10 protein-coding genes are annotated in these 12,703 nt (G+C 70.9%); all 10 read left to right on the top strand.

Translation table 11 applies throughout. The annotated features are described in order from the left end of the window. Positions 1-71 precede the first annotated feature (71 nt). The 10 genes from ACGFNH_RS05265 (at position 72) to ACGFNH_RS05220 (ending at position 12,524) form a co-directional block, all read left to right on the top strand. Positions 72-1,517 carry a cytochrome P450 gene (locus ACGFNH_RS05265; RefSeq protein WP_393651675.1) on the top strand — a complete coding sequence of 482 codons (1,446 nt, stop codon included), beginning with the start codon at positions 72-74 and terminating at the stop codon, positions 1,515-1,517. Beyond that, positions 1,406-2,698 carry a cytochrome P450 gene (locus tag ACGFNH_RS05260; protein ID WP_393651674.1) on the top strand — a complete coding sequence of 431 codons (1,293 nt, stop codon included), beginning with the start codon at positions 1,406-1,408 and terminating at the stop codon, positions 2,696-2,698. The genes ACGFNH_RS05265 and ACGFNH_RS05260 overlap by 112 nt, the downstream gene beginning before the upstream one ends. 257 nt (positions 2,699-2,955) lie before the next feature. Further along, positions 2,956-3,747, top strand: a complete 792-nt coding sequence (locus ACGFNH_RS05255) for a DeoR/GlpR family DNA-binding transcription regulator (protein WP_393651673.1) — start codon at positions 2,956-2,958, stop codon at positions 3,745-3,747. A 328-nt stretch (positions 3,748-4,075) separates the two neighbouring features. Continuing rightward, positions 4,076-5,020 (top strand): SIS domain-containing protein, encoded by a 945-nt coding sequence (locus tag ACGFNH_RS05250; protein WP_393651672.1) that lies wholly within the window; start codon positions 4,076-4,078, stop codon positions 5,018-5,020. A 128-nt stretch (positions 5,021-5,148) separates the two neighbouring features. Then, on the top strand, positions 5,149-6,354 hold the full coding sequence (locus tag ACGFNH_RS05245; protein ID WP_393651671.1) for a cysteine desulfurase-like protein: 1,206 nt from the start codon (positions 5,149-5,151) through the stop codon (positions 6,352-6,354). Positions 6,355-6,709: 355 nt separating this feature from the next. Next, on the top strand, positions 6,710-8,083 hold the full coding sequence (locus tag ACGFNH_RS05240; protein ID WP_393651670.1) for an FAD-binding oxidoreductase: 1,374 nt from the start codon (positions 6,710-6,712) through the stop codon (positions 8,081-8,083). 689 nt (positions 8,084-8,772) lie between these two features. Beyond that, a complete protein-coding gene (locus tag ACGFNH_RS05235) occupies positions 8,773-10,125 on the top strand; it encodes a cytochrome P450 (RefSeq protein ID WP_393651669.1) in 1,353 nt (450 codons plus the stop codon). Between the two features lie 179 nt (positions 10,126-10,304). Beyond that, the gene (locus ACGFNH_RS05230) at positions 10,305-10,841 is read left to right on the top strand and encodes a MazG nucleotide pyrophosphohydrolase domain-containing protein (RefSeq protein ID WP_393651668.1); all 537 of its coding nucleotides are present in this window, start codon (positions 10,305-10,307) and stop codon (positions 10,839-10,841) included. Between the two features lie 180 nt (positions 10,842-11,021). Next, positions 11,022-11,642, top strand: coding sequence for an LAETG motif-containing sortase-dependent surface protein (locus tag ACGFNH_RS05225; RefSeq protein ID WP_393651667.1), 621 nt, complete (start codon positions 11,022-11,024; stop codon positions 11,640-11,642). 312 nt (positions 11,643-11,954) lie between these two features. After that, positions 11,955-12,524: a PadR family transcriptional regulator gene (locus ACGFNH_RS05220; RefSeq protein WP_393651666.1), complete on the top strand. Its 570-nt coding sequence runs from the start codon at positions 11,955-11,957 to the stop codon at positions 12,522-12,524. Positions 12,525-12,703: the final 179 nt, after the last annotated feature.

Here is a 12,703-nt window from a genome sequence, read left to right as displayed (position 1 = left end):
GTACCGGTACTTCTGCTCCCAGCCCGCCTGTTGACCGTGTTGTGCCCGCCTCGCGACCCGGAGCCCGCCCGATGACCACCCCGCCGCCGTCCCGCCTTCCGGAACCGCTCCCCACCGTCTGCCCCCGCAGCGGCCCCCGGCCCCCGGCATCCGCACCCCCGGCATCCGGACCCCCGGCGTCCGCACCCCCGGCGTCCGCACCCCCAATCCCCATCCACGGACCGGAGTTCAGCGCCGACCCCCGCGCCACCTACGCCCGGCTGCGCGCCCTCGGCCCCATCGCCCCCGTCGAGATCGCCCCGCATGTCCATGGCCGCATCACCACCACCTACCGCGCGGCGCTGCACCTCCTCCGCAACACCCCCGGCCGGTTCGCCAAGGATCCCCGCCACTGGCAGGCGCTGCGTGAGGGGCGCGTACCGGCGGACAGCCCGGCCCTGATGATGATGCAGCCGCGGGACAACGCGCTGTGGATGGACGGCTCCGCGCACGCCCGGCTGCGCGAGTCCATCACCGGCAGTCTCGACCTCGTCGACACCCATGCGCTCGCGGACACCGTCACACGTATCGCCGACACGCTTGTCGACGGGTTCGCCGCCGACGGACAGGCCGACCTCGTACGCGACTTCGCGGCCCCGCTGCCCATGCGGGTGCTGATCAGCATGTTCGGCAGCCCGCCCGAGGTGGGACGGCGCATCGTCCTCGCCATCGCGAAGCTCTTCGACACGGCCCGGGACGCTGCCGTCGCCAACGCCGAACTCGAAGCGGCCTGTCTGGAACTGACACAGCTCAAACGCCGATGCCCCGGCGCCGACATGACCTCCTGGCTGCTGGCCCATCCGGCGGGGCTCACCGACGCCGAGATGATCCAGCAGATCCTGCTCGTCGTCGGCGCCGGTACGGAGCCGAGCACCAATCTGATCTCCAACGCCCTGCTGCTGATGATCGACGACGACCAGTTCGGCGGGAACGTCCACGACGGGGTCCAGCCCGTCGGCGAGGCGCTGGACCACGTGCTGTGGGAGGACCCGCCGGTGGCCACCTTCTGTCCGCTCTATCCGCGCAACCACGAGACGTACGAGGGCATTTCGCTGGAGCCCGGCGTGCCCGTCCTGGTCAGCTTCGCCGCCGCCAACAGCGATCCCGCGCTCGCCGTCGGCCGGGACCGGCGCGGGGGCAACCGGGCACATCTCGCCTTCAGCGCCGGCGTTCACGGCTGTCCCGCGCAGGACCTGGCACGGGTCATCTCCGAGACCGCGGTCGAGCGCCTCCTCGACCGCCTGCCCGAACTCACCCTCGCCTGCCACCGCGACCGACTCACCCGCAGGCCGGGCACGTTCCACTCCGGGTGGACCGCTCTGCCCGTCACCTTTCCGCCCGTCGCATCCTCATCTGGAGAGACCCCATGGACGACAACCGGCGCACATCCGGATGCCCCTTCCGGCTCGACCCCCGGGCCGCGGACATCCATGGTGAGACCGCACGCCTTCGCGCCGCGGGTGCCGCGACGCGGGTAGAGCTGCCCGGCGGGGTGCAGGCGTGGTCGGTCACCGACACCGGCCTCATCAAACGGCTACTCACCGATCCGCGCATATCCAAGGACGCCCACCGGCACTGGCCGGACTACATCGCCGAACGGATACCCGCGGCCTGGCCCCTGCGGCCGTGGGTGGACGTCCGCAACGCCCTGACCGCGTACGGCGACGAGCACACCCGTCTGCGCCGCCTGATCGGTTCGGCCTTCACCACCCGTCGCGTCCGGGCGCTCGTGCCGACGATCGAGTCCATCACCTCCGGCCTGCTGGACGGGCTGGAGGCCGAACCGGCCGACGCGGAGGTGGACTTGCGGGCCCGGTTCGCCTGGGTGCTGCCGCTGCTGGTCGTCAACACCCTGCTGGGCGTGCCCGACGAGACGCACCAGGACTTCCGGCACGCCATCGGCGGTCTGTTCGCCACCGACCTCTCCGAGGAGGAGGCCACCGCGAACGCCGTGGCGGTCTACGAGCTGCTGGACGGCCTCGTCGCCGCCAAGCGCCGCACACCAGGCGACGACGTCACCAGCGCACTGATCGACGCCCACGACGACGAGACCGACTCGCGCCTCTCCCACCAGGAACTCCTGGACTCGCTCCTGTTGTTGATCGGCGCCGGGCACGAGACCACCGTCAACCTCCTCGACCACGCCGTGGTCGATCTGCTCGGCCATCCCGGGCAGCTCGCCGCGGTGCGCAGCGGAGAGGTCGCGTGGAGCGATGTGGTGGAGGAGACCCTGCGCCACCAGGCCCCGATCGCCAACATCATCATGCGGTTCCCCGTCGAGGACGTCCACGATGCCGACAGCGGGCTGACGTTCCGTCAAGGCGAGGCGATCGTCATCAACTACTCCGCCGTCGGCCGTGACCCGAACCTCCACGGGGAGAGTGCCGACCGCTTCGACAGCACCAGGGCCACGCGCCGTGAGCACATGGCGTTCGGGCACGGCGTCCACTACTGCCTCGGCGCGGAACTCGCCCGCCTGGAGGGCCGGATCGCGCTGTCCGCGCTGTTCGACCGCTTCCCCGGCCTGACCCTGGCGGTCGGAGCCGAGGAACTGCGCCCGGTGGCCTCCTTCATCTCCAACGGGCATCAGGTCCTGCCCGTACGTCTGCGCGGGAGCGGGAGCGGGAGCGGGAGCGGGGTCCAGGGGTCCGTCACGTAGAGGACCGCACCGGCCGCGTGGAACCGGCTGCGTGGAACCGGCGGGCGGAACCGGCTGCGGGGGAGCGGTGGCGCCCCGCCCGCGCCGCCGGTGACCGGGCCCGTACGGTGCCGGAAATCCTCCCCTTCAGGATGGCCGTACGCAGGTGTTGGTGACCGCACCATGACGTGTTTCAATGGCCGCCCTCACCCGGATTCGAGCAGGCCGGTGGCCTGCCGCTCCCGGGGGTGCACGGCGCAGTACAGGGGGGCGATCGCATGGCCGGATCGGCGCAGGCCCGGTGGAGCGCGCTGCTGGAGAAGGCCACGCGGGACGGCAGGATCGAGGTCGAGGCGGCGGCGGCCGATCTGGGGGTCTCCGCCGCCACCATCCGCCGAGATCTCGACGAACTCGCCCGGCAGCAGATGGTCACCCGGACGCACGGCGGAGCCGTGATCCACGCGATCGCCTACGACCTCCCCCTGCGCTACAAGGCCTCGCGGCACGCCCGCGAGAAGGAACGGATCGCCCAGGTGGCCGCGGGCCTGGTCGGCGCCGGGGCGGTCGTGGGCCTCAACGGCGGCACCACGACCACCGAGGTCGCCCGCGCGCTGGCGACCCGGCGCGACCTGCTGGAGTCCGAGTCGGACCCCTCGCTGACCGTCGTCACCAACGCTCTCAACATCGCCAACGAGCTGGTCGTACGCCGCCATGTGAAGCTCGTCGTCACCGGAGGGGTGGCCCGCCCGGCCTCGTACGAGCTGATCGGCCCGCTCGCCACCGAACTGCTCGCAGAGATCACCCTGGATCACGTCTTCCTCGGCGTCGACGGCCTCGACGCCGCGCACGGGGCGACGGCTGGGCACGAGGGCGAGGCGAGCATCAACCGGGCCCTGGCGAGCCGCGCCGGGCAGGTCATCTGCGTCGCCGACACCTCCAAGCTGGGGGCGCGGGCCTTCGCCCGGATCTGCCCCGTGGGGGACATCCATGTGCTGGTGACGGACAAGGACGCGCCCCGGGAACTCACCGACCCGTTCGCCGCGACCGGCGTCGAGATCATCCGCGCCTGAGCGCCGATCACCGCGCGGCCCCGCGATCCGGCATCGGCCCTTCTTCGCCGCCGATGCGGCGCCCGGTCGACCACCCACCCCTATCGCACCCGAAGGTGCGCTCCTGTGCGCCCCGGGCGTTCCCGCGTCCGCCCCCCTGACCGCACCCCTGATCGCCCGTGCGCATCCCCCTGCCCGGACCTTGCCCGAACGGCGGGCACCTGCACGAGACCCCCTGATGCTTGTTTCTGCGTGAATTGCACTGGAAACAAGCAAGGTTGTTCACCCATGATCGAGGGGTGCGGCGAGACGAGGTACACCACGACGGCCGAGACGGGAGTGCCCAGCCATGAGCCGGACCGAGACCGAGATCGCCACCCAGCCCGAATGCTGGCGCCACGCCGTCGAGTTGGCGGGACGCACCGACGGTCCCGCCCGTACCGGTATGCCACGTCCCGGCGAGCGGGTCGCCGTCCTGGGGTGCGGCACGTCCTGGTTCATGGGGCACGCCTACGCGGTGCTGCGCGAGATCGCGGGCCAGGGGGAGACCGACGCCTTCCCGGCCTCCGAGGTCCCGCCCGGCCGGAGTTACGACCGCGTGGTCGTGCTGAGCCGTTCCGGAACCACGACGGAGGTGCTGGACGCGGTTCGCCGGCTGCGCGGGATGACACCGTGCGTGGCGATCACCGCCGACCCGGCAAGCCCTCTGGCGGCACTCGCGGACGTGGCGGTGGTGCTGGACTTCGCCGACGAGGACTCGGTCGTCCAGACCCGTTTCGCCACCACCGAGTTGGTGCTGCTGCGCGCTCTGCTCGGGGAGGATCTCGGCCACCTGGCGGGCCAGGCCGCACAGGCGCTGTACGAGCCCCTGCCCGTGCCCGGGCCCTTGTCCGAGGGGCAGGGCGGGGCCGGTGCGCTCCACGGCCTGCTCGCCGCCGAGCAGTTCACCTTCCTCGGCCGGGGCTGGGCCTACGGGATCGCCCAGGAGGCCGCGCTGAAGATGCGCGAGGCGGCATGCGCCTGGACCGAGGCGTACCCGGCGATGGAGTACCGGCACGGGCCGATCAGCATCACGGGACCGGGCCGGGTGGTCTGGTGGTTCGGCGACCGTGCAGCACTCCCCGCCGGACTCGCGGACGACATCGCCCGCACAGGCGGCCGGCTGATCGCCCTCGGACGCGATCCCCTGGCCGACCTGATCGTGGTACACCGGCTCGCGGTGGCCCTCGCGGCGGCACGCGACCTGGACCCGGACCGTCCCCGTCACCTCACCCGCTCGGTCATCCTGGCCTGACCGCCGTGGTTCGGAGGAGCCGTACGGCGGGGAAGTCGTATGCCGTGTGAGCCGTAAGTCAGGTGGTCCGTACGCCGGGGGAGCCCTGAGAGGCGTCCGGGCGGCGACCGAGAGGAGCGGGAGTCCGCATGCCCTACGACATCGATGCCGTCCGCGCGCAGTTCCCGGCGCTGCGGTGGGGTTCGGCCTTCTTCGACGGGCCGGGCGGTACCCAGACGCCCCTGCCGGTCATCGAGGCCATCACCGACGCGCTGGCACAGCCCCTGTCCAACCGCGGGCCCGTCACACCGGGGGAGCGCAACGCCGAGGCGCTGGTGTCCGGGGCCCGGGAGGCGCTGGCCGATCTGCTGGGCGCGCACCCGTCCGGCATCGTCCTCGGGCGCAGCGCCACCCAGCTCACCTACGACTTCTCCCGGACCCTCGCCGAGACGTGGTCGCCCGGTGACGAGGTCGTGGTGACGCGCCTGGACCACGACTCCAACATCCGGCCGTGGGTGCAGGCCGCGGCCCGTGCCGGGGTCACCGTGCGGTGGGCCGACTTCGACCCCGCCACCGGCGAGCTCACGGCGGACGCCGTCCGCGGCGTGCTGTCCGAGCGGACCCGGCTGGTCGCCGTCACCGCCGCGTCGAACCTGATCGGCACGCGCCCGCCGGTCGCGGAGATCGCGTCGTCGGCGCATGAGGCCGGCGCCCTGCTGTACGTCGACGGCGTGCACTACGCGGCGCACTCCCTCGTCGACATCGACGCGCTGGGCGCGGACTTCTTCGTCTGCTCCCCGTACAAGTTCCTCGGGCCGCACATGGGAGTCCTCGCGAGCCGCAGCGATCTGCTGGAGACCCTGCGGCCGGACAAGCTGCTGCCCGCCACGGACGCGGTGCCGGAGCGATTCGAGCTCGGCACACTCCCGTACGAGTTCCTGGCAGGTGCCCGTGCCGCGGTCGACTTCCTCGCCGGTCTCGGTCCGGGGAGCGCGGGCGGACGGCGCGAACGGCTGGCCTCCTCCTACGCCGCCCTGAACCGGCACGAGGACGGGGTGCGGCGGAGGATCGAGGACGGGCTCGCGGCGCTGGACGGCGTCACCCTCCACGCGCGGGCCGCCGACCGTACGCCGACCCAGTTGCTGACCCTCGACGGGCGCAGCACCGTCGACGCCTGTCACCATCTGGCGCGCGGCGGCATCAGCGCCCCGTCCGGATCCTTCTACGCGCTGGAGGCATCGCGAAGGCTCGGCCTCGGGGACCACGGGGGGCTGCGCGTCGGACTCGCTCCATACACGAGCGCGGACGACGCGGACCGATTGCTCGGCGCGCTGGCGGACTTCCTCACGCAGTGACGACAGGCCGGAGGCAGGTCGTGGGTGATGGGGTGGTCGTGCGGCGATGGTGACGGGCGGGCGCCGGTCGTCGGCGGCGGGCCGGTCATGCCGTGGCAGGTGACCGGCTCCGCCCACGCTACGTACGCGCGCCATCGGCCGAGCGTGAGACGCCGGCCCGCTCCGCCCGGCCCGCCCCCGCTCGCGTAGCAGGGGCAGCGGCATCGGCGCATGCTGGAAGGAACGAGCGGCTTCAGCGGTGTTCCGGCTGTCGACGCCCTTCAGCGGGCGCTCCTCCGAACCGACCAGTGAGCAACCGAAGCGACGTCACGGAGCTGTTCACAGGGAACTGCAGAGCCCGTGCAAGGAGTTCGAGATGGACACGGCAATCCGTGAGTCGCTCAACGACACCATCCGCGGTCCCGTCACCGCGCCCGGGGAGCCGGGCTACGACGAGGCTCGCGCGATCTACAACGCAATGATCGACAAGTGTCCCGACGCCATCGTGCAGTGCGTGGACGCCGGTGACGTCATGACGGCGGTCCGGTTCGGCGCGCGGAACGGTCTGGACATCGCCGTGCGCGGCGGAGGCCACAGCGGCGCCGGTCTCTGTCTGACCGACGGCGGGATGACCATTGACCTCTCGGCGATGCGGGGGGTCCGTGTGGACCCGGTCGCCGGAACCGCACAGGTCGCCGGAGGAGCCCAGCTCGGCGATCTCGATCACGCCGCCCACGCCTTCGGCCTTGCCACGCCCAGCGGCATCAATTCGACCACCGGAGTCGGCGGTCTCACCCTCGGCGGCGGACACGGCCACCTCACCCGCACGTACGGGCTGACCGTGGACAACCTGCTGTCGGCGGACGTCGTCCTGGCGGACGGAAGCTTCGTCACGGCGGACGAGAACCGGGAAGCGGACCTGTTCTGGGCCCTGCGCGGCGGTGGCGGCAACTACGGTGTCGTCACCTCCTTCACCTACCGACTGCACCCCGTGGACAACGTCGGGGTCGGCATCACCGTCTGGCCGGTGGAGCGGACGCCCGAGGTGCTGCGCTGGTACCGGGACTTCCTGCCGCAGGCGACCGAGGACCTGAACGGCTTCTTCGCCATCCTGGTCGTTCCGCCCGGCCCGCCCTTCCCGGAGGAGCTGCACGGTCGGAAGGTGTGCGGCGTGGTGTGGTGCTGGGCGGGGGAGCCGGAGCAGATCGACAAGGAACTCGCCGGGGTGAGCGACGCGGGGCAGCCGGCCTTCCACTTCACGACGCCGATGCCGTACCCCCAGCTGCAGACCATGTTCGACGCGCTGCTCCCGTCGGGGCTGCAGTGGTACTGGCGCGGGGCCTTCTTCGACCGGATCACCGACAAGGCGATCGAGGAGCATGCCCGTTACGGGGACGCGATCCCGACAGGGCTGTCGACCATGCACCTCTACCCCGTCGACGGCGCCGCCCACCGGGTCGGTCCCGACGACACGGCCTGGAGCTACCGCGACGCGCTCTGGTCGGGCGTCTTCGCCGGGATCGACCCGGACCCCGCCAACGCCGGGGCGATCAAGGACTGGTGTGTGGGGTACTCGGAGGCGCTGCAACCGGAGTCGATGGGCGGGGCGTACGTCAACTTCATGATGGACGAGGGGCAGGAGCGCGTACGGTCCACCTACCGCCATCACTTCGACCGGCTCTCCCGGATCAAGCGCGCGTACGACCCGGACAATCTGTTCCACGCGAACCAGAACATCGAGCCGGCCTGAGTTCTGTCTCTCCGGTCGGAATCGGGACCCGGATGAGGGCGGCGGTGTCCGCCTGACCGTCGCCCTCATGGATGTCCGCCTTCCCGTCGCGCCGGCAGACGTACGAGTGCACGGTGCGGCCGGGGATGTGGAGTAGCTGCCGGCGGTGGTCGGTCAGCACCACGATCATCAGGGAGGCACCGTCGGCATTGATGCCGATCGCCCAGGTCCCGGCCTGCCGTCGTTCAGCGCGAGGGCATCGGCGGCCAGTTGGGTCCCGTCTGGGCCACCCGTGCGCAGTTTCCGCCTGCCGCCAATGTCGATCACCACGCATGATGCTCGGCCGAGCCACCCCACACGCCGGATCAATACGGCCGGAGTGACCTCACCGCGCCACGGATCACTCGATGGCGAGATTCGGGTGAGGCCACTGCCTTCTGTCGCTGAAATCCGCCGGCGCCGGGCAAACACTCTGGATTCACTAGATCCGGCAATGGGCCGTTGACCTTTATACGTTCGGCGGCAGTATCGTCGGCCGTCAGGTCAACTCCGCGTGCCTGTTCTTCCCGCCGTGCAGGAGCAACTCTCTGCAGAGAGGCTCAGGGGTGCAGAACGGGTCACCCTCCGCCGATCCAGGAGCAGCAGTGACCGCTATTCCCACCCCTCACGGGCCGCCCTCTCCGTCCCGATCCATACCCAAACCGGGTCTCATGGGGCTGAAGGAGATGCTCAAGCCCAGGAAGAATGTCCCGCGCTTTCTGGTCGCACTGCGGGATGAATACGGGCCCGTGGTTCGCGTCCCGATGGGAAAGACCAACGCTTTCCTCATCAGCGATTTCGGCATCGCGCAGGACGTATTCATGGCCTCCAGCCACCGTTTCGCCAAGAGCTCCCCCAGCACTCTCGAACGTGTCGTGGGCAACGGCCTGGCAACCAGCGTCGGTACGTACCACCGCAGGCAGCGCAGGCTCATCCAGCCCGTTTTCCACCGTCAGCGCATCGCCGGGTACGGCTCCACGTTCGCCTCCATCGCGGACGAGGCGTCGGCCGGCTTCACCGAGGGGGAGCGGCTCGACTTCCACGAGGCGATGTACGAGCTCGCCCTCGGCATGGTCACACGCACCCTCTTCGATGTCTCCCTGGAAAGCGAGGCCGCTGCCCGTATCCGTACCGCCTTCCCTCGGGAAGGTGGGCCGTTGCGCTGGGAGTTGAGCCCGTTCGGGAAGATCCTTCTGCGCCTTCCGCTGCCTGCGAACCGTCAGTTCGAGCGGGGCCTGCAGGCCGTGGACGACATCGTCCACGGCATGATCGAGGACCGACGCAGAGGTTCCGGCGACGGCCAGGACCTGCTGTCGGTCCTGCTCCAGGTAACGGACGCGGACACCGGCGAGCACCTCACCGACCTGGAGTTGCGGGACGAGGCCATCACCTTGCTGATGGCCGGGCACGAAACCTCCTCCGGCTCCCTGACCTGGGCGTACTACCTGCTCGGCACCCACCCCGAGATCCGCGAGCGGATGCACGCCGAGATCGACTCGGTCCTCGGGGACCGGCTGCCCACGGTCGAGGACCTTCCCCGTCTGGAGTTCACCGACGCCGTGTACTCCGAGACGCTGCGCCTGTACCCGCCGGCCTGGGTCCTCGTGCGCCGGTCCCTGGAGGACTACCGGGTGAACGGGCATGACATCCCCCGCGACAGCCTCATCATGATCAGCCCGTACGTTCTGCACCGTGACACCACCTGGTGGCCCGAGCCGGAACGGTTCGCCCCGCAACGGTTCCTGCCCGATCCCGACCCGTCCGATCAGATCCATGGCCATGCCAAGGCCCCGGGCCGCCCGAGGCTTGCGTACCTGCCTTTCGGCGCTGGGCCGCATCAGTGCATCGGCAACGTCTTCGCCCGAATGGAAGGCGTCATGACGCTGGCGACCATCGGCCGCCACTGGGAGTTCGAGCCCGTCGGTGATCCCCCCGGGGTCACGAGCGACTTCGCACTGCACCCGCGCGGCGGACTCAGGATGGTCGCCCGGCAACGGCGATGCGCGCACACTGGCCGCGACTGAACCGCCGCGGACATGACGGTCGATCCCTCCACTGAAGGTCTTCCCCGAGCGGCTGGCTCGGCCCAGGAGTCCGCCGAACCCGGGGTCCCGCAGCCCCGCTGGCCGGCAGTCCCGCCCGGGGAGCGGCGGTGGTGGTCGATAGGTTGGGGAGCCGGCCACCACCAACGGCGGGGAGCGGGATGGATCTTGAGCAGGCACAGCGGCGGGCCCTGCGGGTCCACGCCCTCTACGACGAGCTGAACCGGCGTGAGCACGGGCGGGTCTGGACGCGCGAGGAGTTCATGCTGGGTTTCGTCGGGGACGTCGGGGATCTGGCCAAGCTGGTGATGGCCGAGGAGGGTGCCCGGGACGTCCCGGGCGGACGGGCGGCGCTGGAGCACGAGTTGGCCGACTGCCTCTGGTCCGTGCTCATTCTGGCGCGACTCCACGGGGTCGATCTGGCTGCCGCCTTCGATCGCACGATGGACGAACTGGAGGCTGCCGTCTCGGGGCAGTTGGACTCCGGTGGTGCCCGCTCGGGTCGTCCGGGCCCTGCCCGTCCGGACTCCATCGGCATCGGCCCCGCCGGTCCGGACTCCGTGGGTCCGGACCCTGCCGGTGCGGATCCCAAGGGGCCTGTCCGTGTGCACCCGGGCGGGCCGGATTCCGTGGGTCCGGACTCCACCTGTCCGGACCTCGATGGTTCGGATCCGGGCGGGCCCGCGTCCGCGCCCTGAGTGCGCTACTGCTCCCCGCCCGCCCGCTGTTGCCCCTGTCCGACGGTCGAAATCGGGGCGGAGCGGACGGCTCCGCCGTGCTGTGAAGGATGGGGGCGGGGGTGCCTATGAGACTGCCGGGGTGGGGCAGTACTGTGCGCTCGCACGGTCACTCGACCGACGTACCTGCGCGGAGGATTCATGAGCGTATCCAGCAGATCATGGCGGCGTTCCGCCGCTGTGATGACGGCCGCGGCGGCCGGCCTGATCGGGGTCGGACTGACCGCCACGCCGGCGTCAGCGCACACCCCCAAGTGGACGGTGGACTGCTCCGAGGTGAGCGTCGACCTCACCGCCTACAACGACAAGGTCACCAACACCGTGACCATAACCGTGGACGGCAAGGACCTGCTGCCCGCGGAGACCTTCGGGCGCGAGTTCCACAAGAAGCTCGAGATCCCGACTCACAGCAGCGAGGCGCAGGTGCGTCTCGTGGTGAAGGCCGGCGACGGCGACAAGTTCTCGCGTGACGAGACCAAGGTCTCGCCGGTGTGCGAGGACACCCCGACTCCGTCGGCGACGCCCCCGTCGCCGTCCGAGACGCCGTCGGAGACCCCCTCGGAGCCCTCCGAGGAGACCCCGGAGGCCAGCGACACGCCCTCGGCCGAAGCTCCGGCCCCCAGCACCTCCGCGCCGGGCGACCTCGCCGAGACCGGCGCATCGAGCAACACCCCGCTGATCGCCGGCGCGGCCGCTGTCGTCGCGCTCGCCGGTGGCGGCATCCTCTTCGCCACGCGCAAGCGTCGCAGCGCGCGCTCCTGAACCATCGAGGCACTGCGCCCGCCGGTCCGGTGGTCAACCCCCGGGCCGGCGCGGCACTCGTGCCGGGCCGGGAACGTGCCTCCCGCGCATCCATGACCCCGTGAAGACGCCGGGGTCTTTTCGTCTGCCCGGCGACGTGCATCCCGCATCGCCGTGTCCATGATCCGGCGGCGGTTGCCCCTTCCTCGTGCCGCTGGCCCCTGGCTGCCGACCGGTCTTCCCTTGACACCGCACCCTCCTGTACGGTCACATTCATGGGTACTCAATTTAGTGACTATCCATGAGTGTGACCAGAGGGAAGGAGTGAGGGGCATGGCCCTGCGCCACGCGGTGCTGGCGGCGCTGCTGGACGGCGAGTACAGCGGTTACCAACTGGCCAAGGCGTTCGACACGGGCGTAGCCAACTTCTGGCACGCCCTGCCGCAGCAGCTCTACCTGGAACTCGGCAAGTTGGAGAAGGAAGGACTGGTCGCCGGGCGGCAGGTCATCCAGGAGACCCGGCCCAACAAGCGCCTGTTCACCGTCACCGACGCCGGCGTCGCCGAGCTGGAGCGATTCGCCGCCTCCGCCTCCAAACCCTCCTTCATCCGCGACGATCTGCTGGTCAAGGTCCAGGGCGTCGACCGCATCGACGCCGGGCCCGTGATCGAGCAGCTCGAAGAGCGGGCGCTCATCGCCTCGGCCAAGATCGAGATCTACGGCAAGACCCTGCGTTATCTCCGCGGCGACCACCCCGAAGCGGAGCTTCTCCGCAACGGCGAGCGCATCGGCCCGTATCTGACCTGCCAGCGGGGCCTGGAGTTCGAGGAGGAGCACCGCGACTGGTGCCTGCGGGCGGCGGCGATCATCCGTGCCCGGGAGGTCGCGCGCGCCGGACAGTGACCGCGTACGCCCGCACCGCGCCGCGTACGGCAAGCCCGCACCACAACGAGTACGCCACCCGTACCGCGAACCCGTACGGCGAGTGCGCCCCGCGCCCTGACGCGCATCCCTGACAAACCCGCGCGGCACACGACCGCACGGCAGGGCCGACCCGGGACCGGATCGGCCCAAGAGCGCGA

Source organism: Streptomyces sp. NPDC048639 (genome assembly GCF_043199075.1).
In the GTDB taxonomy this organism is placed as follows: domain Bacteria; phylum Actinomycetota; class Actinomycetes; order Streptomycetales; family Streptomycetaceae; genus Streptomyces.
This window is presented reverse-complemented; position numbering and strand designations above follow the sequence as displayed.

Coding starts and splice junctions, on each gene's coding strand:
- ACGFNH_RS05245 (WP_393651671.1), top strand. CDS start 5,149: ATGCCCTACGACATCGATGCCGTCCGCGCGCAGTTCCCGGCGCTGCGG.
- ACGFNH_RS05260 (WP_393651674.1), top strand. CDS start 1,406: ATGGACGACAACCGGCGCACATCCGGATGCCCCTTCCGGCTCGACCCC.
- ACGFNH_RS05265 (WP_393651675.1), top strand. CDS start 72: ATGACCACCCCGCCGCCGTCCCGCCTTCCGGAACCGCTCCCCACCGTC.
- ACGFNH_RS05225 (WP_393651667.1), top strand. CDS start 11,022: ATGAGCGTATCCAGCAGATCATGGCGGCGTTCCGCCGCTGTGATGACG.
- ACGFNH_RS05255 (WP_393651673.1), top strand. CDS start 2,956: ATGGCCGGATCGGCGCAGGCCCGGTGGAGCGCGCTGCTGGAGAAGGCC.
- ACGFNH_RS05220 (WP_393651666.1), top strand. CDS start 11,955: ATGGCCCTGCGCCACGCGGTGCTGGCGGCGCTGCTGGACGGCGAGTAC.
- ACGFNH_RS05235 (WP_393651669.1), top strand. CDS start 8,773: ATGGGGCTGAAGGAGATGCTCAAGCCCAGGAAGAATGTCCCGCGCTTT.
- ACGFNH_RS05240 (WP_393651670.1), top strand. CDS start 6,710: ATGGACACGGCAATCCGTGAGTCGCTCAACGACACCATCCGCGGTCCC.
- ACGFNH_RS05230 (WP_393651668.1), top strand. CDS start 10,305: ATGGATCTTGAGCAGGCACAGCGGCGGGCCCTGCGGGTCCACGCCCTC.
- ACGFNH_RS05250 (WP_393651672.1), top strand. CDS start 4,076: ATGAGCCGGACCGAGACCGAGATCGCCACCCAGCCCGAATGCTGGCGC.